18 protein-coding genes, 1 tRNA gene and 1 riboswitch are annotated in these 21,578 nt (G+C 64.6%); of the genes, 8 read left to right on the plus strand and 11 right to left on the minus strand.

From position 1 onward, the window contains the following. The first annotated feature begins 64 nt into the window (after positions 1 to 64). Positions 65 to 1,207: a ceramide glucosyltransferase gene (locus tag FJW07_RS02500; RefSeq protein WP_140854219.1), complete on the plus strand. Its 1,143-nt coding sequence runs from the start codon at positions 65 to 67 to the stop codon at positions 1,205 to 1,207. 138 nt (positions 1,208 to 1,345) lie between these two features. Here FJW07_RS02500 and FJW07_RS02505 read toward each other — a convergent pair whose 3' ends face one another. Further along, positions 1,346 to 2,536, minus strand: coding sequence for an O-succinylhomoserine sulfhydrylase (locus FJW07_RS02505; RefSeq protein WP_140854220.1), 1,191 nt, complete (start codon positions 2,534 to 2,536; stop codon positions 1,346 to 1,348). A gap of 56 nt (positions 2,537 to 2,592) precedes the next feature. Next, positions 2,593 to 2,670, minus strand: a riboswitch (SAM riboswitch). 77 nt (positions 2,671 to 2,747) lie between these two features. Here FJW07_RS02505 and FJW07_RS02510 point away from each other — a divergent pair. Continuing rightward, complete coding sequence (locus tag FJW07_RS02510) at positions 2,748 to 3,842, plus strand: 2'-deoxycytidine 5'-triphosphate deaminase (protein ID WP_140647377.1); 1,095 nt, start codon at positions 2,748 to 2,750, stop codon at positions 3,840 to 3,842. Between the two features lie 41 nt (positions 3,843 to 3,883). On the opposite strand, the gene araD1 is transcribed toward FJW07_RS02510, so the two are convergent. From araD1 to chvE, 4 genes are all read right to left on the minus strand, one after another. Continuing rightward, complete coding sequence (gene araD1 / locus FJW07_RS02515; RefSeq protein ID WP_140854222.1) at positions 3,884 to 4,879, minus strand: AraD1 family protein; 996 nt, start codon at positions 4,877 to 4,879, stop codon at positions 3,884 to 3,886. A gap of 200 nt (positions 4,880 to 5,079) precedes the next feature. Then, complete coding sequence (gene mmsB, locus FJW07_RS02520) at positions 5,080 to 6,372, minus strand: multiple monosaccharide ABC transporter permease (protein ID WP_140647379.1); 1,293 nt, start codon at positions 6,370 to 6,372, stop codon at positions 5,080 to 5,082. Then, positions 6,369 to 7,901, minus strand: a complete 1,533-nt coding sequence (mmsA, locus tag FJW07_RS02525; RefSeq protein WP_140706321.1) for a multiple monosaccharide ABC transporter ATP-binding protein — start codon at positions 7,899 to 7,901, stop codon at positions 6,369 to 6,371. Before mmsA ends, mmsB begins: the two co-directional genes overlap by 4 nt. Positions 7,902 to 8,099: 198 nt before the next feature. Next, a complete protein-coding gene (gene chvE, locus FJW07_RS02530) occupies positions 8,100 to 9,170 on the minus strand; it encodes a multiple monosaccharide ABC transporter substrate-binding protein (RefSeq protein WP_140647381.1) in 1,071 nt (356 codons plus the stop codon). A gap of 292 nt (positions 9,171 to 9,462) precedes the next feature. Between chvE and FJW07_RS02535 the strand changes: the two genes are divergently transcribed. Continuing rightward, on the plus strand, positions 9,463 to 10,452 hold the full coding sequence (locus FJW07_RS02535; protein WP_140659390.1) for a LysR substrate-binding domain-containing protein: 990 nt from the start codon (positions 9,463 to 9,465) through the stop codon (positions 10,450 to 10,452). A 103-nt stretch (positions 10,453 to 10,555) separates the two neighbouring features. Next, positions 10,556 to 10,891: a protamine-2 (modular protein) gene (locus tag FJW07_RS02540; RefSeq protein WP_140647383.1), complete on the plus strand. Its 336-nt coding sequence runs from the start codon at positions 10,556 to 10,558 to the stop codon at positions 10,889 to 10,891. Between the two features lie 256 nt (positions 10,892 to 11,147). Here the strand turns inward: FJW07_RS02540 and FJW07_RS02545 are convergent. Next, a tRNA-Gly gene (locus FJW07_RS02545) sits at positions 11,148 to 11,221 on the minus strand. A gap of 161 nt (positions 11,222 to 11,382) precedes the next feature. Here FJW07_RS02545 and FJW07_RS02550 point away from each other — a divergent pair. Beyond that, entirely contained in the window at positions 11,383 to 11,652 is a 270-nt protein-coding gene (locus FJW07_RS02550) for a DUF6460 domain-containing protein (protein ID WP_181182533.1), read from the plus strand. A gap of 12 nt (positions 11,653 to 11,664) precedes the next feature. Here FJW07_RS02550 and FJW07_RS02555 read toward each other — a convergent pair whose 3' ends face one another. Then, a complete protein-coding gene (locus tag FJW07_RS02555; protein ID WP_140854226.1) occupies positions 11,665 to 12,567 on the minus strand; it encodes a histone deacetylase in 903 nt (300 codons plus the stop codon). Between the two features lie 177 nt (positions 12,568 to 12,744). Here FJW07_RS02555 and FJW07_RS02560 point away from each other — a divergent pair, with 177 nt between their 5' ends. Further along, entirely contained in the window at positions 12,745 to 14,076 is a 1,332-nt protein-coding gene (locus tag FJW07_RS02560; RefSeq protein ID WP_140854228.1) for an MATE family efflux transporter, read from the plus strand. 10 nt (positions 14,077 to 14,086) lie between these two features. Here FJW07_RS02560 and FJW07_RS02565 read toward each other — a convergent pair whose 3' ends face one another. The 3 genes from FJW07_RS02565 to FJW07_RS02575 are packed head-to-tail and all read right to left on the minus strand — an operon-like array spanning position 14,087 to position 16,522. Continuing rightward, complete coding sequence (locus FJW07_RS02565) at positions 14,087 to 15,076, minus strand: cysteine synthase family protein (protein WP_140854230.1); 990 nt, start codon at positions 15,074 to 15,076, stop codon at positions 14,087 to 14,089. 28 nt (positions 15,077 to 15,104) lie between these two features. After that, positions 15,105 to 16,178 (minus strand): quinone-dependent dihydroorotate dehydrogenase, encoded by a 1,074-nt coding sequence (locus FJW07_RS02570; protein WP_140854232.1) that lies wholly within the window; start codon positions 16,176 to 16,178, stop codon positions 15,105 to 15,107. Continuing rightward, entirely contained in the window at positions 16,175 to 16,522 is a 348-nt protein-coding gene (locus FJW07_RS02575) for a DUF952 domain-containing protein (RefSeq protein ID WP_140854234.1), read from the minus strand. Before FJW07_RS02575 ends, FJW07_RS02570 begins: the two co-directional genes overlap by 4 nt. Positions 16,523 to 16,633: 111 nt before the next feature. Here FJW07_RS02575 and FJW07_RS02580 point away from each other — a divergent pair, with 111 nt between their 5' ends. Both FJW07_RS02580 and FJW07_RS02585 read left to right on the plus strand, forming a co-directional pair. Further along, positions 16,634 to 17,068, plus strand: a complete 435-nt coding sequence (locus FJW07_RS02580; protein WP_140854236.1) for a hypothetical protein — start codon at positions 16,634 to 16,636, stop codon at positions 17,066 to 17,068. A 138-nt stretch (positions 17,069 to 17,206) separates the two neighbouring features. Then, entirely contained in the window at positions 17,207 to 17,866 is a 660-nt protein-coding gene (locus tag FJW07_RS02585) for a response regulator transcription factor (protein WP_140854427.1), read from the plus strand. Here the strand turns inward: FJW07_RS02585 and FJW07_RS02590 are convergent, their stop codons facing one another. After that, positions 17,867 to 21,352, minus strand: coding sequence for a PAS-domain containing protein (locus FJW07_RS02590; protein ID WP_181182534.1), 3,486 nt, complete (start codon positions 21,350 to 21,352; stop codon positions 17,867 to 17,869). Positions 21,353 to 21,578 lie beyond the last annotated feature (226 nt).

Here is a 21,578-nt window from a genome sequence, read left to right on the forward strand (position 1 = left end):
AGTGTGAGCAGTTTTCCGTCCGGAATTGCGTGAAAACAAAGAGATAGAGAGTGACCAGATCTCGATGGAACTGACTATCGCAGCCGGCCTGGCTTCGTCAGCCCTTCTTCTGTCCAATCTCACCAGCATCCTGCTCGCCGCGTCGCGGCTGAAATGGCGGCATGTCATTGCGCCGCCCGTCGGCGCACAGCCGGTCTCGATCATCGTGCCGTCGCGCGGCGTCGAGCCGTTCACACAGGAGACCCTGCAGCGCGCCTTCTCGCTCGATTGGCCGCGCTACGAGCTGATCTTCTGCGTCGCGCATGCCGAAGACCCGGTGGTCAAGCTGATCGATGCGGCGATCGCCCGCTATCCGAAGGTGCCGGCGCGACTCCTGATCGGCGACGACCGCGTCAGCGCCAATCCCAAGCTCAACAACTGCATCAAGGGCTGGCAGGCTGCGCGGCACGATTGGGTGGTCCTCGCCGATTCCAATGTTCTGATGCCGAGGGACTATGTCCAGCACCTGATGGCGGCATGGCGCCCGGATACCGGCCTCGTCTGCTCGACGCCGATCGGGTCGCGGCCGGATGGGTTTTGGGCCGAAGTCGAATGCGCCTTCCTCAACACGCTGCAGGCGCGCTGGCAGTATGCCGGCGAGGCGCTTGGGCTCGGCTTCGCCCAAGGCAAGAGCATGCTGTGGAACAAGCCGATGCTCGATGCCAATGGCGGTATCCAGGCTTTGGCCGCCGAGATCGCCGAGGACGCGGCCGCCACCAAGCTGGTCAACAGCCTGGGCCTGCGCGTCAATCTCGTCGCTTCGCCTTTCGAGCAGCCGCTCGGCCAGCGCCGGCTCGCCGAGATCTGGTCGCGCCAGGCGCGCTGGGCGCGGCTGCGCCGCGTCACCTTCCCGCTGTTCTTCGCGCCGGAGATCCTGACCGGCGCTGCGGTGCCGCTGCTGCTGGCGCTGATTGCGGCGGCAAGCGCCGGCGTCAGCCTGCCCACGACGGCCTTGGGCGTGCTGGCGATCGCCTACCTGCCGGAATGCCTCCTGGCCTTTGCGAAGGGCTGGTACCTGTCGCCGCGCAGCGTCACCGTGATGCTCACGCGCGACGCGATGCTGCCCGCCATCTGGGCGCGCGCCTGGTTCGGCGGCGCCGTCGAATGGCGCGGCAACGCCATGACCATCCGCACCAAGACGATGACCGAACTGGAAGAGCTTGCCTAAAGCATGTCGCGCAAAAGTGTGCAGCGGTTTTGCGATAACGACATGCATGAAAACAAAGGCTTAAAAGCGCGTCGCCTGAATCCGCTTCAGCGCGACGCGCTTTAAAATCCTGTGTAGCGACGGTCGCCGCTGCAGGTCTTATTTGGCCGCCTTCAGCGCCTGCTGGATGTCCTCCAGCAGGTCGTCGGCGTCCTCCAGACCGACGGAGAGCCTGAGCGTGCCGGGTCCTATGCCGAGTTCGGCCCGCGCGTCGTCGCTCAGGTTCTTGTGCGTCGTCGTCGCCGGATGGGTGATCAGGCTCTTGGCGTCGCCGAGATTGTTCGAGATCAGCACGATGTCGAGCGCGTTCTGAAAGGCGAAGGCCGCCTGCTTGCCGCCCTTGACGTCGAGGCAGATCAGCGTCGAGCCGCCCGACATCTGCTTCTTGACGACATCCGCCTGCGGGTGGTCGGCCCGGCCCGGATAGATGACGCGGGCGATCTCCGATCGGCCGGCGAGGAAATCCGCGATCTTGCCGGCGCTTTCGGTCTGCTGGCGCACGCGCAGCGGCAGCGTCTCCAGGCCTTTCAACAGCGTCCAGGCGTTGAAGGGCGACAGGCTGGGACCGGTGTGGCGGAAATAGTCGTGCAGGTTCTCGTCGATCCATTTCTTGTCGGACAGGATGACGCCGCCGAGGCAGCGGCCCTGGCCGTCTATGTGCTTGGTCGCCGAATAGACGACAATATGGGCGCCGAGCTGCAGCGGCTTCTGCTGCAGCGGCGTGGCGAAGACATTGTCGACGATCACGCGCGCGCCGATCGAATTGGCGAGCTTGGCAACCGCGGCGATGTCGACCACTTCCAGCGTCGGATTGGTCGGGCTTTCGAGGAAGAACAGCTTGGTGTTCGCCCTTATCGCCTTTTCCCAATTGGCGATGTCGGTGCCGTCGACCAGCGTCGCCTGGATGCCGTAGCGCGGCGCCAGCGTCTCGACCACCCAGCGGCAGGAGCCGAACAGGGCGCGCGCCGCCACGATATGGTCGCCGGCCTTGGCGCTGCACAGCAACGCGGCTGAGACGGCCGCCATGCCGGAAGCGGTGGCGCGGGCATCCTCGGCGCCTTCGAGCGCGCACATGCGCTTTTCGAACATGTCGACCGTCGGGTTGGCGTAACGCGAATAGATGAAACCGGGCTCCTCGCCCTTGAAGCGGGCTTCCGCGGCTTGCGCCGTCTCGTAGACATAGCCCTGGGTGAGATACATCGCCTCGGATGTCTCGCCGAAGCCGGAACGCAGCGTTCCGCCATGCACGAGTGCCGTCTGAGGTTTCCAGTTGCGCTTCTTGGTGCTCATAGCCCTGCTTCCAGACACAAAAAAACCGGCCGCGAAGTCGCAACCGGTCCATATAGCCTTGCGGCTCGACGGTCCTTTAGCGACTTGTTTAACGTGGCTGCAAGCCGACCGGCCAAATCACCACGGGATAACGACCCTTTAGACCCGCGCCGCGCTTGCGTCAATTGCCGGCTTCATTAAGAGGTTTGTACCAGCAGAGCGGAGTAAGACTTTGCGGCAGACAGGCATTCTTCCCGACCAGGATATTTCCGCGCTGTTCCAGTCCGGTGCGCTGAAGTCGCCGCGCGCGCTGGACACCAACCAGATCCAGCCGGCCAGCCTTGACCTGAGGCTCGGCGACACGGCCTTCCGCGTGCGCGCCTCCTTCCTGCCCGGTCCCGATCATCGGGTAGCCGACAAGCTCGAGCGGCTGAAGTTGCATGAATTCAGCCTCGCCGAGGGCGCGGTGCTGGAGACGGGTTGCGTCTACATCGTGCCGCTGCTCGAAAGCTTGGCGCTGCCCTCGAATGTGTCCGCTTCCGCCAATCCCAAGAGCTCGACCGGGCGGCTCGACATCTTCACCCGGGTGATGACCGATCGCGGCCACGAGTTCGACAAGATCGCCGCCGGCTATCACGGGCCGCTCTATCTCGAAGTCAGCCCGCGCACCTTCCCGATCGTCGTGCGGGCCGGCTCGCGGCTGTCGCAGATCCGTTTCCGCACCGGCAACGCGGTGCTTTCGGAGAGCGAGCTGCGCGACCTTCACCGCGCCGAGATGCTGGTCGCCACCGAGCCGCCCAATATTTCAGGCGGTGGCATCGCGCTCTCCATCGACCTCGACGGCGACAAGGACGGCCTTGTCGGCTATCGCGGCAAGCACCACACCGGCCTGGTCGATGTCGACAAGCGCGCCGCGCAGGATGTCGTCGATTTCTGGGAGCCGATCTACAAGAGCGGCGCCGGCGAACTCGTGCTCGACCCCGACGAATTCTACATCCTAGTCTCGCGCGAAGCGGTGCACGTGCCGCCGCTCTACGCCGCCGAGATGACGCCCTTCGATCCGCTGGTCGGCGAGTTCCGCGTCCACTATGCCGGCTTCTTCGATCCGGGCTTCGGCCATTCCGCCGCCGGCGGCAGCGGCAGCCGGGCGGTGCTGGAAGTGCGCAGCCACGAGGTGCCGTTCATCCTCGACCACGGCCAGATCGTCGGCCGTCTCGTCTACGAGCACATGCTGCAGCGCCCGCAGGCTCTTTACGGTACCGATCTCGGCTCGAACTACCAGGCGCAGGGCCTGAAGCTCTCCAAGCATTTTCGCGCCGCGCGCTAAGGTCTGAGCTGCTGATCTCCCCCTTGGGGGAGATCACGCTCTCACAGCGCCTTCACCGCCACCTTGACCGGCTTCTCGATCTCCAGCGGGTTGCGCAGCGGCAGGCCGAAATCCTGCGCTTCGATCTCGAACGTATCGCCGGCCTCGGTCCTGATGCCATCGGCGAAGGACAGCGTCGCCGTGCCGAACATATGCACATGCACGTCGCCCGGCTGGCGGAAGGCCGAATATTTGAAATGATGGTGCTCGAGATTGGCGATGGTGTGCGACATGTTCGCTTCGCCGGACAGGAACGGCTTTTCCCACAAAAGCTTGCCGTCGCGCCAGATGCGCGAGGCGCCCCTGATGTCGGCGGGCAAGCCGCCGATCAGGATCTCGGGGCCGAACGAGGCGTTGCGTAGCTTGGAATGGGCGAGGAACAGGTAGTTCACCCGCTCCGTCACGTGGTCGGAAAACTCGTTCGACAGCGTGAAGCCGACCCGGAACGGCGCGCCGTCGTCGCCGATCACATAGATGCCGGCGATCTCCGGCTCCTCGCCGCCGTCCTGCGCAAAGGCCGGCGACATCAGGGGCGCGCCGGGGGCCACCGCCATCGTGCCGTTGCCTTTGTAGAACCATTCCGGCTGCACGCCGACCTGTCCTTTGGCCGGCTTGCCGCCTTCCAGCCCCATGCGGAACATCTTCATGGAATCGGTGAGCTCCTCCTCGCCGCCCTCGCTGAGCTTCTTGTGCATGGAATCGCGCGTCGCCGCGGAGCCGAGATGCGTCAGGCCGGTGCCGGTGAGATGCAGATGCGCGGGATCGGGGTGGTTGATCGGCGACACCAGCCTGCCCCTCTTGTAGGCGGCATCGAGATCGACCGTCTCGCCATAGCCCTTGCGCTCGATCAGCGCTTCGAGCCCGGTGCCGGTGCGCGCGGCCTCCATCGCCAGCGAATAGACGCTGCGCGCGCCGTTGATGATCCTGGTCTTGCCGCCGCCGTTGCGGGCGACGACGCGGATCGTCTCGGCGTCGTCGAGGATCTGGGAGATCAGCATGTTGAAATCCTCTCTCATTTTGCCGGCCGCCCGCGGGCAAGCCTTGACTGGCGCGGCGCGGAGCAATCCCCGCCACGGTTGAAACGCTTCGTCCGGATTGCGTTCGCGAGCCTGGTCCTTGCTGGACTCTTGGCGCCGACGGGTTGCCGGCAGCTTCGCGATCTGAAACCCGTATGCCTCCTTAAATCCGCTTCCGGCCTTCAGGCCTTGTTCTTGTTGTAGACGTCGAAGATCACCGCGCCGAGCAGCACCAGGCCTTTCACCACCTGCTGCCAGTCGACATTGACGCCCATGATCGACATGCCGTTGTTCATCACGCCCATGATGAAGCCGCCGACCACGGCGCCGATCACCTGTCCGACGCCGCCCATCGCCGAGGCGCCGCCGATGAAGACGGCCGCGATGACGTCGAGCTCGCTGCCGAGACCCGCTGCCGGCACGGCCTGGCCGAGACGGGCCGCGATGATCAGGCCGCCGAGCGCCGAAAGCACGCCCATGTTGATGAAGACCAGCAGCGTCAGCCTCTCGGTGTTGATGCCCGAAAGCTGCGCCGCCTTGGCGTTGCCGCCCATGGCGTAGATGCGGCGGCCGATGGTCATGCGCTTGGTGACGAAGACGAACAACGAGATCAGCACGCCCATCACCAGCAGCACGACCGGCAGGCCCCTGTAGCTCGCGAACTGGAAGACCAGGAACAGCGCCAGCGCGCTGCCGACCAGCGTCTTGACGACGAACAGCGGGAAGGGCTCCGCCTCGTAGCCATGCCGCTCGCGCTTGCGCCGCGTCCTGAAGCCGAAATAGGCGTAGGCGAGCACCGCGACCAGACCCAGCACGATCGTCGTCATGTGCAGCGTCAAGCCGCTGCCGACGATGGTCTTGCCGGCGGCATTCACCGTCGGCGGGATCAGCGTCAGCGGGCCGATCACGTCCGGGATGAAGCCCGAGCTCAGCGCCTTGAAGTCGGGCGGCAGCGGACCGACCGAGGAGCCGCCGCCAAGCAGCGCCTGGCAGATGCCGCGGAAGATGAGCATGCCCGCCAATGTCACGATGAAGCTCGGTATCCGGTGATAGGCGATCCAGTAGCCTTGCGCCGCGCCTATGAGACCGCCGACGATCAGGCAGATGATCGAAACCACCAGCGGATTCGAGAATATCCCGAGCGGCCAGATCACCATCATCATCGCGGCGAGCGCGCCGATGAAACCGGCGACCGATCCCACGCTGAGATCGATATAGCCGGAGACGATGACCAGGAGCATGCCCAGCGCCATCACGATGATGAACGAGTTCTGCTGCACCAGATTGCTGAGGTTGACCGGTTTGAACAGCGTTCCCGACGTCGTGTACTGGAAGAACAGCATGATGACGATCAGCGCGATGATCAGGCCGTATTCGCGCAGATTCGTCGTCAACGCCGAGACGGCGACGCGCTGTCCCTGCTTGACGTCTTCGGCGACGCCGCTTTGCGGCGCGGGAGCGCTGTCTGTGCTCATGATGCTTTTCCTTCTCCGCGAACGATGGCGCGCATGATTTTTTCCTGGCTTGCGTCGCTTGCCGCCATTTCGCCGACGATACGCCCTTCATTCATGACATAGATGCGGTCGGAGATACCGAGCAGTTCAGGCATTTCCGACGAGATGACGATGATCGCTTTGCCCTCGGCGGCGAGGCGCGCGATGATCGTATAGATTTCGTACTTCGCGCCGACGTCAATGCCGCGGGTCGGCTCGTCCATGATCAAAACCTCCGGATCGGCGAACAGCCATTTGGACAGCACCACCTTCTGCTGGTTGCCGCCCGAGAGGTTGCCGGTGAGCTGGTAGACGCTGGAGGCGCGGATGTTGGTCTTCTTGCGATAGTCGTTGGCGACGCTCATCTCGCGCATGTCGTCGATGACGCCGCGGCTGGAAACGCCGCCCAGATTGGCCAAAGTCACATTGTGCTTGATGTGGTCGATGAGGTTGAGGCCGTAGGTCTTGCGGTCCTCGGTGACATAGGCGATGCGGTTCTCCACCGCCTTGCTCACTGTCGAAAGATCGAGCGGCTTGCCCCTGAGCAGCACCTCGCCGCTGATGCGCCGTCCGTAGGTGCGGCCGAACAGGCTCATAGCGAATTCGGTACGGCCGGCGCCCATCAGCCCGGCGATGCCGACAACCTCGCCCTTGCGCACATTGATATTGATGTTCTTGATCACCTGCCGCTCGGCATGGATCGGGTGGTAGACCGACCAGTCCTTGACCTCGAAGATGACCTCGCCGATCTTCGGCTCACGCGGCGGGTAGCGGTCGTCGAGCGAGCGGCCGACCATCGAGGTGATGATGCGGTCTTCCGAAATGTCCTTCCTCGGCAGGGTCTCGATGGTGCGCCCGTCGCGGATCACCGTCACCTTGTCGGCGACGCGGTTCACCTCGTTGAGCTTGTGCGAGATCAGGATCGAGGTCATGCCCTGGCGCTTGAACTCGAGCAGGAGGTCGAGCAGCGCCTGGCTGTCCTTTTCGCTGAGCGACGCCGTCGGCTCGTCGAGGATCAGAAGCTTCACTTCCTTGCTCAGCGCCTTGGCGATCTCGACCAGCTGCTGCTTGCCGACGCCGATGTCGGTGATCAGCGTCTTGGGGTCTTCCTTGAGGCCGACCTTCTTGAGCAGCGCGCTGGTGCGCGTCTCGTTGGCGTCCCAGTCGATGACGCCGTAGCTGGCGTGCTCGTTGCCGAGGAAGATGTTTTCCGCGATCGACAGCATCGGCACCAGGGCAAGCTCCTGGTGGATGATGACGATGCCGATATGCTCGCTGTCGTGAATGCCTTTGAAATTGCATTCCTGGCCGCGGAAGATGATCTGTCCGTCATAGGTGCCGGACGGATAGACGCCCGACAGCACCTTCATCAGCGTCGACTTGCCGGCGCCGTTCTCGCCGACGATGGCGTGGATCTCACCTTCCTCGACGCTGAGATTGACGTTCGACAACGCCTTCACGCCGGGAAACGTCTTGGTGATGTCGCGCATCTCCAAAATCGTCGAGGCCATCAGGATCTGCTCCCTGGCGCACGGCTCCCAAATCGGCATCGATCGTGGAAAGGCCTGTGCGCAAAATCAACATGCTGCGGCGGCTTCGCGTTGCGGATCGGCGCGTGACGCTGCAGAAGCCGGCAAAAACAATACCGGGGTCGGCTCTGAACGAAAAGGGGCCCTGCGTTGCGCAGGACCCCTCCCTTCGAGGCTGGATTACTTCAGCTCGTCGGCCTTGATGTAGCCGGAGTCGACGACCTGCGCCTGATAGTTCGACTTGTCGACCTCATGCGGCGTCAACAGGATCGAGGGAACGACCTTGACGTCGTTGTTGTAGGTCTTTTCGTCGAGGCCGTCCGGCTTGCCGCCGGAGAGCACCTTGTCGACCAGCTGCACGGTGGCCTTGGCCAGTTCGCGGGTGTCCTTGAACACGGTCGAATACTGCTCGCCCGAGATGATCAGCTTGACCGAGGCGGTTTCGGCGTCCTGGCCGGTCACGATCGGCCAGGGCTGCGCTTCCGTGCCGTAGCCGACGGCGCGCAGCGAGGCGGTGATGCCGCGCGACAGGCCGTCATAGGGCGACAGAACGCCATCGACGCGGCTGCCGTCCGAATAGTTGGCCGAAAGCAGGTTGTCCATGCGCGCCTGGGCGGTGGCGGCGAGCCAGCGCAGCGTGCCGACCTTGTCCATGCCCGTCTGGCCGGACTTGATCTTGATCGAGCCGTCATCGATCAGCGGCTGCAGGACCGACATGGCGCCGTTGTAGAAGAAGAAGGCGTTGTTGTCGTCCGGCGAGCCGCCGAACAGCTCGACGTTCCACGGCTTGGTGTTCGGGAAACGCTCCTTGAGGCCCTTGACCAGCGAGTTCGCCTGGATGACGCCGACGCCGAAATTGTCGAAGGTGGTGTAGTAGTCGACATTGCCCGTCTTCTTGATCAGGCGGTCGTAGGCGACGACGACGACGCCTGCGTCATTGGCCTTCTGCAGCGCGTCGGCCATGGTGGTGCCGTCGATCGAAGCGATGATCAGCGCCTTCGGGCCCTTGGTGATTTCGTTTTCCAGCTGGCTGAGCTGGTTCGGGATATCGTCCTGCGCATACTGCAGGTCGACGGTGTAGCCGAGCGCTTCGAGCTGGGACTTGACGGCGTCGCCGTCGTTGATCCAGCGCTGCGAGGTCTTGGTCGGCATCAGCACGCCGACGAGACCCTTGTCGGCGGCATGCGCCGAATAGGTCATGGCGGCGATGCCAAGGGCCGCGACGGCGGCCAGCGTCTTGATGATCTTCACGATTACTCTCCCTGGTTGATGGACGCGACACCTCGGGGCTTCGCGGGCCGCGCAACCGAACAGGTGCGCTGGCGCGCCACTGTCGGCTTTATCGATCTCCGGTATCCTCCCAATCGGCCCCGCGGCGCAGTTTAAATCGATACGAATTTGCTCGTTGCCGACCGTTGCGCCTCGGAACGCGCGAAGGGTGGGTCCCTTTGACATAACTGTCAAATGCGATCTTTGCTGGTTGCTATATCGAAACTGATATAGCTTAAGGAGCTGATAGAACCCGGACAAGAGACCGAAAACCATGGCGGCATTGCGCGATCCCGATGCGATTTCAGGGAGTTACGAGAAGTTGCCGGGAGATGGCGAGACGCTGCTGCGCAGCGGCCTCAGTCTTCGCCATATGCGCATGATCACCGCCCTGGACGATCACGGACGGGTGAGCGCCGCCGCCCAGGTCATGAACATCTCCCAGCCGGCCGCCTCGCGCATGATCGCCGAGATGGAGGCGGTGCTCGACGTGAAGTTGTGCGAACGGCTGCCGCGCGGCGTGACGCTGACCCCTTTTGGCCAGGCGCTCGCCCGCCGTGCCCGCTCCATTTTGCTCGAGATGCGGGAGGCCGACCGAGAGATTTCCGAGCTCAAGGCCGGCAAGGGCGGCTCGGTCTTCCTCGGCGCGGTGACGGCGCCGGCGATCGAATTGGCCGTGCCGGCGATCCGTGAGATCCGCCGCATCTATCCGCGCATCGAGATCACCATGCAGGTCGAGACCTCGAACGTGCTTGCCCGCGAGCTGATCGCGTCGCGTCACGACTTCATCATCGCCCGCATCCCCGACGACCTCAATCCGCGGCTCTTCGAATCGCGCGTCATCGGCGTCGAGAAGGCCTGCCTCATCGTGCGCCGCGGCCACCCCTTAGCGAGCGGCCGGATGGTGCGGCTGGAGGAGACGGCGGGCTATGACTGGGTGTTCCAGTCCGGCGGCTCGCCGCTTCGCCAGGCCATGGAAAGCAACTTCTTGAACCGCGACATTCCGCTGCCCGACCGCATACTCAACACCTCTTCGCTGTTGCTCACCTTGGTGATGGTGGCGCAGTCCGACGCCATCGCGCCGGTCTCGATCCAGGTCGCCAAGTTCATCCAGGGCGGCGACGGGCTGGCCGGCGCCATCGATGTCGTGCAGACCGAGTTCGACATCGAGGTCCGGCCCTACAGCCTGATCACGGTCAAGAATCGCGTGCTCTCGCCCGCCGCCAAAATGCTGCACGACTTCATCCTGCGCGAAGTGGGGTAATGGAACGAGAATGCTACTTGTGCGTTCAAACCGATCGGCCGCTCGCTGGAGCCCGTTGCGGGTGAGGGAAGGCTGCCGATGCTCAACAGCTCGGGAGGTTTCGATGGAACGTCGGTTGTTTCTGACTGGAATGCTTGGGGTTGCGGGGGCGGCAGCGCTTGCAAGCCTGGCCGGACCAGCCAAGGCGGTTGCCGGCATCCCCAAAGGCAACGGGATTCTCGATGAATTGGACAAGCCGGATCCGGCCATCTACGAGGAGGATGACCAGGCCGATCTGCTGCAGCCAGCTCAGTATTACCGCCGTCGGTATTACCGTGACCGGTACTACCGCCGCCGCCGTCGCCGCGTTTGGAGACGGGTCTGCCGCCGCTACTGGCGCTATGGCCGGCGTCATGTCCGCTGCTGGCGTCGCCGCGTCTGGATCGGCTTCCGGCTCTAGAGCATGATCATCCTGATCTAGGTCGATAGCGACCATGTACCCGGGCCTGCCGGGTGAATCGCTGACTGGGGTCTTGCATGGGTGTGCAAGACCCCAACGCTCGCTTTACAAACAGCCAAATTCACCCTCGCGCAAACTGCTCGGCCTGAGGGTCGATCCGATGCAATTCCGCCCCGCGATGGCCGGCAGGCGATCCGAATCGGTCGCGCAATTTGGTCCCTTGGTGAGGTCTGACTCAAATCCTTGCGCCGCAAGGTGGAGCGGGTAGCGGGAATCGAACCCGCGCGTTCAGCTTGGGAAGCTGACAAGCTACCATTACATCATACCCGCGTCGGCCACCTCGTTAACATGAGGCCCGGGCTGCAAGCAATCGGCAAAGCAGTGCTGCCAATGAAGGCACCCCCTTGACCTCCAGCAGCGCCGCTTGATGGCGGACAAGCGAATGCGTATTTCTGGGCCACGCTGCCGAATCGGGCGGCTCGAATCGGAGAATGGCCTTGTCCGCACTGACGCGCTTTCTTGGCGACACGCCGCTCAGGGTGTTCCTGAAGCTGCTGGTAGTCTCCTTCCTCGTCGGCCTCGTCATGCATGCCTTCGGCTGGTCGCCGATGGACGTCTTCTATGGCATCCGCCAGTTCTTCGTCGATCTGTGGAATCTCGGCTTCCACGCCATCGACCGCTTCCTGGGCTATATCGTGCTCGGCGCGGCGATCGTGGTGCCGGTGTTCATCCTGCTCAGGATCGCCAGCTACAGGAAATAGCTGGGCGTAGCATCACGCATATCGGGAGGCGACCTCGAACAGGATGGCGTGCCGTGCGGCCAGCGCCGGTACGTCGGTCGAGTAGCCGCCGCCGATGACGCCGCAAAACGGCATGCCCTGTTCACGGAAATGGCCGATGACCATGTCTTCGCGGGCGCTGAGGCCATCGTCGCTTAGTGCCAGCCGGCCCAGCCTGTCCTCGGCATGGACATCCACGCCGGCATTGTAGAAGACGAGGTCCCAGCGCCTTTGCCGGGATAGGTCCGGCAGGATGGCGGCGAGCCGCTCGAGATAAGCGCCGTCGCCGGTGCCGTCCGGCAAGGCGACGTCGAGGTCTGAGGCGATCTTGCGCACCGGGTAATTGCGCTCGCCATGCATGGAAAAGGTGAAGGCGCGAGGCTCGTCCTTCAGGATGTCGGCCGTGCCGTCGCCTTGATGCACGTCGAGGTCGACAACCAGCACATTTTCGACGGCGCCTTCGGCCAGCAGCGCCAGCGAGGCGACGGCGACATCATTGAAGGTGCAGAAGCCGGCGCCTTGCGCGCGCCTGGCATGATGGCTGCCGCCAGCCGCGTTGCAGGCGATGCCGTGTCTCAGCGCCAGCCTGGCGGCCAGCACCGTGCCCGCGGTGGCAAGCTGCGCCCTCAGCGACACGCGCGGACCGACCGGAAAGCCGATCTCGCGCTCTATTGTCTCCGGCACCTGGCAGGCGATTACCTGGTCGACATACTCGGCCGCGTGCGCGAGCTTCAGCCGTGCGGCCGGCGCCGGTTCCGGCATCGAGAGCGCGCCCGGTGCGGCCAGCCCGCGCATATGCAAGGCCTCCATCAAAAGCGGATATTTGCTCATCGGAAAGCGGTGGTTGACGGCGAAGCCGGCGTCATAGTCGGGGTGATGGACGATCTGCAGCGGCATGGATCGGGAGGCCTGCGCCAGCTCTGAGCATTCCAGGAAAAGTGTGAAACGTTTTCCGTCCGGAATGCGTAAGACCAGCAGAAAATTCGGTTGGCAGTTCGGCGGATGGTGGTTGCGTGGCGCCGGCAAACTGAGGCACATCGGGTTCTCGATCAAGCCGCAATCAGCCAGGCAGCAATGGACGCAACCCAAGCCAGCGCCAGATCCTTCGCCGTCACCAACCGCTCGGTGCTCGCGATCGCCGTGCCGATGACGCTTGCCTATCTGACGACGCCGCTGCTCGGCATCGTCGACACGGCGGTGGTCGGCCAGTTCGGCGACGCGGCCTTGCTTGGCGGCCTGGCGGCGGGATCGCTGGTCTTCGACGTCGTCTTCACCACCTTCAACTTCCTGCGCTCCGGCACCACCGGCCTCGTCGCCCAGGCATTCGGGCGCGGCGATCCGCTGGAGGAACAGGCAGTGCTGTGGCGCGCCGTGCTGATCGCGGTCGTCGCGGGCGTCATACTTGCCGCTCTTTCGCCGCTCTTTGCCGTCGCCGGCCAATGGTTCATGGGCGCCGAGCCGCGCGTCAGCGCGGCGATGTCGGTCTATATCCGCATCAGGCTGCTGGCAGCGCCCTTCTCGCTCATCAACTACGCCATACTGGGCTACGTGCTGGGGCGCGGCGAGGGCGGGCTCGGGCTGATGCTGCAGGCCGTGCTCAACGGCATCAACATCGCGCTCTGCTTCCTGCTCGGCCTCGAGCTTGGCTGGGGCGTTGCCGGCGTCGCCTGGGCGACCGTCACCGGCGAGTTCCTGGCCATGCTGCTTGGCCTTGCCATCGTGCTCAACCGTTTCCGCAAGCTCGAGCGGCCGTCACGCCGCCGCATCCTCGACCTCCCGGCCTACCGGCGCATGCTGTCGCTCAACCGCGACATCATGATCCGCTCCTTCTCGCTGCTTGCCGCCTTCGCGCTGTTCACCAGGCAGGGCGCGCAATTCGGCACCGTGACGCTCGCCGCCAACGCCGTGCTGATGAACTTCTTCCTCATCGCCGGCTATTTCCTCGACGGTTTCGCCACCGCCGCGGAGCAACTGGCCGGTCGCGCCATCGGCGCGCATGCGCCGGGCCCGTTCCGGCAGGCCGTCCGGCTGACGCTGATCTGGGGTTTTTGTCTCGCCGGCATCGCCACGCTCATCCTGTTGACCGCCGGCACCAGTCTGGTGGCACTGGTGACGACGTCTCCAGAAGTCCGCGCGGTCGCTGACACCTATCTGCCCTGGGCGGCCTTCACGGCGCTGAGTGGCGTGCTGGCCTTCCAGATGGACGGCGTCTTCATCGGCGCTACCTGGTCGCGCGACATGCGTAACATGATGCTGTTGTCGTTCCTCGTCTTCAGCGCCGCGCTCATCACCCTGGCGCCGGCCTTCGGCAACAACGGCCTATGGGCGTCGCTGCATGTCTTCCTGCTGGTGCGGGGAGCGAGTTTGCTTGCGGTGCTGAGGCTCAGGGTGCGCACGGCATTTTAGGGCCGATTGTTCAGCTTCGGCTGGGCGCCAGCGTTTCTCGGCCCCAGAGATCGGTCGAGAGGTACTTCAGGCCGGAATCGCAAATCACAACAGCGATCGTCTTGCCTGATTGATCGCCGCGCAGGAGACACAGCGCGGCGGCCACATTCGCTCCCGAGGAGAAGCCGCCGAAGATACCTTCGCTGCGCGCGAGCAGGCGCGTGGCCTCGCGTGCTTCATCGCCGGAAATCTGAAGATAACCATCGACGGGCGCGTTGTTCAGGAATGCCAGGTCCGGCATGGCGTAGCCGCCGCCTTGAATGGGATGTTCGGGCTGGGTGACCGTCTCTCCCGCGGCTGCCGCGGCGCCCTCGGGCTCGACGATGAAGCACTTGATCAGAGGGTTGCGTTCCTTCAGCGCCCTTGCCACCCCGGCATATGTGCCGCCCGAGCCGATGAAGTCGACGAATGCATCGATGGCGCCATGGCTGGCGTCCCAGATTTCCGGTCCGGTTCCGTGATAATGCGCAAGCCAGTTGCCGTCGCGATGGAACTGGTCGGCGCGGTACGCGCCACGTTCCGCCGCAACCGCTTTGGCGGCCTGCTCGACGAGCGCCAGGTCACCACCCGAGACCTGCCCCGGCACCGACCCCGGCAGCTGGTCCACGAGGATGACTTCCGCGCCGAGCGCCGTCATCATGCGTGCACGCTCTTCGGAGTTGCCCTTCGACATCACCGCGACGAAGGGGTAACCCCTGACGGCGCAAATGATGGCGAGCCCCGTGCCCATGTTTCCGGAGGTAAGCTCGACCACCGTTTGACCCGGCTTGATGGCGCCGGATCTCTCGGCCTCCTCGATTATTCCAAGTGCCGCACGGTCCTTCTTGGAAAAGCCCGGATTGAGATATTCCAGCTTGGCCAGGATTGCGCCGTCGACGCCCGCCTGCGCCGTCAGCCTGTCGAGCCGGACCAATGGCGTTCCACCGATCGAGTCCACGACGGAGTCCAGAATTTCGGCCATCGTTTGCCCTCCTGATTGGTGGGAATTCTCAGAGTCGTTCGGACCAGCTTGCGCAGCCGGTGTCGCGCAGCTCTCCGATGGATTTGAGGTGTTCCCTCTCCGCAAAGCGCGCCATGCCGGCAACGATGCGCCCCGGCAGCGCCGGTCCGGCATAGATCATGCCGGTGTAGAGCTGGACGAGGTCGGCGCCGGCGCGGATCTTTTCCAATGCAGCCTCGGTGGAATCGACGCCGCCGACACCGATAATGGCCATGTCGGGTCCGAGCAGCTTGCGCATGCGGGCCAGCACAGCGGTGGAACGCCCGAACAGCGGCTTGCCCGAAAGGCCGCCGGCTTCACCGGCCACGGTCGCGCTCCGCAACCCGGTCCGCGCCAGCGTCGTGTTGGAGACGATGACGCCGTCGATCTTTTTCTCGCTCACCTCGGCGGCGATGTCTTCGAGTTCCGCCTCGACGAGATCCGGCGCGATCTTGAGGAAAACCGGCGGTTGCGCCGACGCGGCCGCACGCGCGGCCATCACCCGCGACAGCAATTCGCCGAGCTGCTCGCGCGCCTGCATGTTGCGCAGGCCTGGCGTGTTGGGCGAGGAGATGTTGACCGTCAGATAGCTCGCATAGGGCGCGAAGCGGGCGACGCCGCGCTCGTAGTCGGCGATGCGGTCGGCGCTGTCCTTGTTGGCGCCGATGTTGACGCCGACGATCCCCGGTCGCCCCTTGCGCGCCGCAAGCCGTTTTTCGGCCGCCGCGTGGCCTTCATTGTTGAAGCCCAGCCGGTTGATCACCGCCTCGTCCGCCGTCAGCCGGAAGATGCGTGGCTTCGGATTGCCGGGTTGCGGCAGCGGCGTGATGGTCCCGACCTCGGCAAAGCCGAAGCCAAGCCCCAGCAGCGCGTCCGGCACTTCGGCGTTCTTGTCGTAGCCGGCGGCCATGCCGAGCGGGTTCGGGAAATCGAGGCCGCAAAGGCTCAGCTTGAGCCGCGCGTCGCGCGGCGTCGTCCCCCCGACCGGAAGCCCGCAGCGCAGCGCCGCGATCGACAGGCCGTGAGCGGTTTCCGGATCGAAGGAGAAAAGCAGTTTCTGGCCGATCCGGTCGAGCACGCTCATTCGCCCTCCAGCGCCGGGAATTCGTGGCCACCGGCGCCGTGCGGCAGCGGTTTCACCCAGAGAACGGCATCGAGAGCGAGCGCGGCGTAGAGATGCGGGAACAAGGCACCGCCGCGCGACACCTCGTATTTCAGCGCCTCGCCCAGTTTGGTCCCGTCGATGGCGATCAGCAGCAGGTCCGTCTGTCCGGCGAAATGCTTGGCCGCCGTCTCGCGCACCTGGCCGGCGGTGGAGAAATGGATGAAGCCGTCGGCGATGTCGATCGGCGCGCCGGTGAAGCGCCCGTTCCTCTCGGCTTCGCGCCAAAGCGCCTCGGGCGCGATCTTGTAGATAATCTGAGACATTGTCGCGCTATAATCCGAACCGAAGGTAGGGGGAAGGCTCAAGCTCGACTCTTCCCCATTTCCGGCGCAAACCTGTGATATGGCGCCTTCACTGGCTCATGGAGGAACAACATGCGTCTGCAGCACATCCTGATCCCCGCGGCGCTTTGCTCGCTGGTTGCCGCTTCCGCCTATTCCGAGGAGACCGACCACTACCGCTTGGAGAAGTCCGCCGACGGTTATGTCCGCATGGACACCCGAACCGGCGCCATGTCGATCTGCGAGGAGCGCTCCGGCCAGCTCGTCTGCAAGATGGCCGCCGACGAGCGCGCCGCCTACCAGGACGAGATCGACCGGCTGGACAATTCGGTCAAGGCGCTCGACGCGCGTGTCGCCAAGCTCGAGAATTCGCTCTCCGCCCGGCTGGAATCCAACCTGCCCAGTCAGGAGGATTTCAACAAGTCGCTCGGCTACATGGAGCAGTTCTTCCGGACCTTCAAGGACATCGTCAAGGACATGGACAAGGACGATAGCGACGGCGGCACCAAGCTAAATCAGAAGACCTGAACCGGGCGCGTGGCCGATCCGTCCTGGGGGAAAACCCCGCGCGCGGCCTTTGCCGCTTGAAAACGCGCCGCGTCGCCGCATAATCGGTCCGGTCCCCGCAAGAAGCACACAATGATGATGGGATCGGGGGAGGAATATTTGCCGTCGGGCCACACTTTCGTCATTGCCGACGACCATCCGCTTTTTCGCGGCGCGCTGAAGGAGGCGCTGGCCGGCATCGGCGACGTTGCCGCCATCCATGAGGCCGGCGATTTCGAAAGCGCCAAGGCGCTGGTGCTCGCCAACGAGGATGTCGACATGGTGCTGCTCGACCTGTCGATGCCGGGCGCCAGCGGCCTGTCCGGCCTGATCGCGCTGCGCGGCATCCATCCGGCGGTGCCGATGGTGGTGGTATCGGCGCATGACGATCCCGTCACCATCCGCCGCGCGCTCGATCTCGGCGCTTCCGGCTTCATCTCCAAATCGGCGAGCATGGAAGAGATACGCGGCGCCGTGCAGGCGGTGCTTGCCGGCGATATCGCCGCGCCCACCGGCGTTGAGCTGGGCGTCGAGCGCGATCCGGAAATCTCCGACCTGATCAAGCGGCTGCAGGCGCTGACGCCACAGCAGACGCGGGTGCTCGGCATGCTGGCGGAGGGCCTGCTCAACAAGCAGATCGCCTATGAGCTCGGCGTTTCCGAAGCCACCATCAAGGCGCATGTCTCGGCCATCCTGCAGAAGCTCGGCGTCGACAGCCGCACCCAGGCCGTCATCCAGCTTTCGAAGATCGGCGGCGACCCGCTGCAGCCGGTTGGCTGATCATTCCGCCGCCGGCGCCAACGGTCTGACGCGCGCCATCATCGAGCGCAGCACCGCCGGCTTCAGCGGCTTGTTGATGAGCGGAATGTCGAGCCGGTCGGCAGCCGCGCGCACCTCGCTGGAGCGGTCGGCGGTGACCAGCACGCAGGCAAGGTCCCGTCCGTAGGCGGCGCGCAATGTGGCGATCGCATCGAGCCCGGTGCCGCTGTCAAGATGATAGTCGGCAAGCACCAGGTCCGGCTTCGGCGCGCCGGGCTTCAAGAGATCGCCTGATCCCGAAGCCGTCTCGACATGGCATCCCCAGCCTTCGAGCAGCAGCCGCATGCCGTCGAGGATGCGCGGGTCATTGTCGATGCACAGCACATTGAGCCCGGCAAGCGTCGAGGCGGAGCGGGCCGGCGCCTTGCCGGCCTCGCGCGGCGGCGCGGCGACCGCCGCGACCGGCAGGATGACGGAAAAACGCGTGCCCCTGCCGGGGTTGGAGTAGATGCGGATCTCGAGCCTCAGCACCCTGGCGATACGGTCGACGATGGAGAGCCCCAGGCCAAGGCCTTCGGCCTCGCGCACGCCCTCGTCGAGGCGCGTGAACTCGTGGAAGACCGTGTTGAGCTTGTCGCCGGCAATGCCGATGCCGGTGTCGATCACCTGGATCTCGGCCAGTTCGCCGCGTCGCCGCACTCCAACCAGGATGCGGCCCTGGCGCGTGTATTTGATGGCGTTGGAAACGAGGTTCTGGATCAGCCGGCGCAGCAGGTTGCGGTCGGTCATGACGCCGAGCGAGGATGGGATGATCGTGAGTTCGAGCTTCTTCTCAGCGGCAAGCGGGCGGAAATCATTGCCGATCTGGCCGAGCAGTCCGCCGAGATTGAAGGCGGCGTTGTCGGGCTTCATGGCGCCAGCGTCGAGCCGCGAGATGTCGAGCACCGCGCCGAGGATGGTCTCGACCGATTCCAGCGAGGATTCGATGTTGATCGCCGCCTTGCCGGCCGGTCCCTTGCCGGCCTTCTCGATCAGCGACGAGCAATAGAGCCGGGCGGCATTGAGCGGCTGCAGGATGTCGTGGCCGGCGGCGGCGAGGAAGCGCGTCTTGCCGAGATTGGCCTCCTCGGCCAGCATCTGCGCCTGCGCCAGCTCCTCGTTGACGCGGGTGAGCTCGATGGTGCGGGTCTTGACCCGCTGCTCCAGCGATTCGTTGGCCCGCTTCAGCGCCAGGTCCTGTTCGACGCGGCCGGAAATGTCGGCATAGGTGGCGACGATGCCGCCATCGGGCATCGGGTTGGAGCGCAGCTCAAGGATGCGGCCGCTGGTCCTCAGCTCCATCTGCCACGGGCCGGCGAAGCTGGTCAGCCGGTTGAGCATCGTCACACGCTGGTCGGCGGGAATGTCGCCGCGCTCGGCGAGATGGCGCAGGATCCGGTCGAGCGAGACGCCGACCTGGCCCATCTCGTCCGGCAGGTCGAACAGCAGCCGGTATTGCCGGTTCCAGCAGATCAACCGGAAATCGCGATCGAAGACGGTGATGCCTTGCTCCATCTGGTCGAGCGCGATCTGAAGCAAGTCGCGATTGTGCTGCAACGCCTCGGTGGCGTCGTCGAGCAGCTTGAAGGCATCCTTGGAGTCGCGGTCGTTGCGGCGGAAGAGCAGCGACAGGATCAGCCGCGCCGAGGAAGAGCCGACGGCGCTTGCCAGCAGTTGCTCCGAGAAGCGGATGACATCCATGCTGGCCTGTTCGGTACCGTGCAGGGAGACTTTCGCGTCCCTTTCGAAGGATTGGAACGAGCGCTCCGTGCGCTCGACGCCGAGATAGCGCGAGATCGTATCCTTCAGGTCGTTGACGGTAACGGCAGTGCGGAAGCGTCTGAGGCTCGGCATCGGGCCGGCCTCGCGCGGCACGAAGATCGCCGCCTGGATGCGCTCCAGCGGCACGGATGCGCGGGAGAGGGAGCCGAGGACAAAAAACAGCGCGTTGACCGAGAGGCTCCACAGCACGCCATGGTTCAGCGGCTCGCCGACGGTGCCGAACAGCGCCTGCGGCCTCAGCGCCTCGAAGCCGAACAGGCCGTGGGCCACGATGTCGGAAGCGGGACCGACGAGCGAGGGGAGCAGCAGCGTGTAGCCCCAGACGGCGATGCCGGCGACCATGCCGAGCGCGGCGCCCCGGCCATTGGCGCGGCGCCAGATCAGGCCGCCGATCAGCGCGGGCGAGAATTGGGCGATCGCGGCAAAAGACATCAGGCCGATCGAGGACAGCCGCGCGCTGTTGGTGCTCTCGCGATAATAGAGGAAGGCGATGAACAGCATGATGAAGATCGAGGCGCGGCGCACATTGAGGATGAGCGTCGACCAGTCCTCGTTCTCCGAGGAACTGGTCTTGAGCACGCGTCGCACGAACAGCGGGATGACGAGATCGTTGGAGATCATGATCGACAGCGCGACGCTCTCGACGATCACCATGGCGGTCGCCGCCGACAGGCCGCCGACAAAGGCGGCCATCGCCAGCAGGTCATGCCCGCTGAGCAGCGGCAGCGACAGCACGTAAAGGTCGCTGCTGGTCCTGGCGCCGACCAGCGACAGGCCGGCAAAGGCGATCGGCAGCACGAAGAGGTTGATCGCCACCAGATAGAGCGGGAACACCCAGGTCGCTGTGCGCAACTCCGCCTCGCTGCGGTTCTCGACGATGGTGACGTAGAACTGTCGCGGCAGCATCAGCACGGCAAAGCCGCTCAGGCCGGTCAGCACCAGCCAGGTGGCCAAAGAGGTGCTGTAGCTCATGGCCTGGCGCACCTGGCCGTTTCCGGCGAGCTTGGCGAACATGTCGCCGGGCCCGCCGAAGATCAGGAACGTCACCATCAGGCCGATGGCGAGAAAGGCGGCGAGCTTGACCACGGTCTCGACCGCCACCGCGAGCACCAGGCCGTCCTGATGTTCCGTGGCGTCGGCATGGCGGGTGCCGAACAGCACCGCGAACAGCGCCAAAAGCATCGCCACTACGAGCGAGATATCGCTGACGAACGGATCGAAGGAGGGCGGAGAGCCGGTATAGTGCTCGACCATCAGGCTGACGGAGCCCGAGATCGCCTTCAGCTGCAGCGCGATATAGGGCACCGCGCCGATGGTCGCGATCAGCGTCGCGATCGCCGCGACGGTGAAGCTCTTGCCGTAGCGGGCGCCGAGGAAGTCGGCGATCGAGGTGATCTTCTCGCTTTTTGCCAGCCGGATCATGCGGCTGAGCAGCGGGAAGCCGAACACGAAGACCAGCACCGGGCCGGTATAGATGCCGAGGAATTCAAGACCGCGCTCGGAGGACAGGCCGACCGAGCCGAAAAAGGTCCAGGACGTGCAGTAGATGGCAAGGCTGAGCGCATAGATGAAAGGCCGTGCCCGGCCCAGGCCGATAGTAGCCGCACGCCGGTCGCCGACGCTGGCGATGGCGAAAAGCAGCGTCACATAGGCGATCGCGATGATGACGACGAACCAGCCTAACACGGTCCGCACTTCCTCCCTGGCCGTTTGCCTCCTCCGGCAATCACGACGCAACCACAGCCTGGCGCCTGAGTCCATCGCGGCTTTCGGCGTATATGTGCTTGATGACGCTGCGTAAACACAAAGCGGTGCTTTGGCCTATTTTCCGGTTTTGCAACTGGGGGTTTTTGTTATGGTGGCCTGGGGCCGGCGCGGAAGGACATTGGTGAGGCGGCAGCGCGGTCCGTCA

The sequence above is a fragment of the Mesorhizobium sp. B3-1-9 genome (assembly GCF_006439595.1).
Lineage (GTDB): Bacteria > Pseudomonadota > Alphaproteobacteria > Rhizobiales > Rhizobiaceae > Mesorhizobium.

Coding starts and splice junctions, on each gene's coding strand:
- FJW07_RS02500 (WP_140854219.1), top strand. CDS start 65: ATGGAACTGACTATCGCAGCCGGCCTGGCTTCGTCAGCCCTTCTTCTG.
- FJW07_RS02505 (WP_140854220.1), bottom strand. CDS start 2,536: ATGAGCACCAAGAAGCGCAACTGGAAACCTCAGACGGCACTCGTGCAT.
- araD1 (WP_140854222.1), bottom strand. CDS start 4,879: ATGCTGATCTCCCAGATCCTCGACGACGCCGAGACGATCCGCGTCGTC.
- mmsB (WP_140647379.1), bottom strand. CDS start 6,372: ATGAGCACAGACAGCGCTCCCGCGCCGCAAAGCGGCGTCGCCGAAGAC.
- mmsA (WP_140706321.1), bottom strand. CDS start 7,901: ATGGCCTCGACGATTTTGGAGATGCGCGACATCACCAAGACGTTTCCC.
- FJW07_RS02535 (WP_140659390.1), top strand. CDS start 9,463: ATGGCGGCATTGCGCGATCCCGATGCGATTTCAGGGAGTTACGAGAAG.
- FJW07_RS02540 (WP_140647383.1), top strand. CDS start 10,556: ATGGAACGTCGGTTGTTTCTGACTGGAATGCTTGGGGTTGCGGGGGCG.
- FJW07_RS02550 (WP_181182533.1), top strand. CDS start 11,383: ATGGCCTTGTCCGCACTGACGCGCTTTCTTGGCGACACGCCGCTCAGG.
- FJW07_RS02555 (WP_140854226.1), bottom strand. CDS start 12,567: ATGCCGCTGCAGATCGTCCATCACCCCGACTATGACGCCGGCTTCGCC.
- FJW07_RS02560 (WP_140854228.1), top strand. CDS start 12,745: ATGGACGCAACCCAAGCCAGCGCCAGATCCTTCGCCGTCACCAACCGC.
- FJW07_RS02565 (WP_140854230.1), bottom strand. CDS start 15,076: ATGGCCGAAATTCTGGACTCCGTCGTGGACTCGATCGGTGGAACGCCA.
- FJW07_RS02570 (WP_140854232.1), bottom strand. CDS start 16,178: ATGAGCGTGCTCGACCGGATCGGCCAGAAACTGCTTTTCTCCTTCGAT.
- FJW07_RS02575 (WP_140854234.1), bottom strand. CDS start 16,522: ATGTCTCAGATTATCTACAAGATCGCGCCCGAGGCGCTTTGGCGCGAA.
- FJW07_RS02580 (WP_140854236.1), top strand. CDS start 16,634: ATGCGTCTGCAGCACATCCTGATCCCCGCGGCGCTTTGCTCGCTGGTT.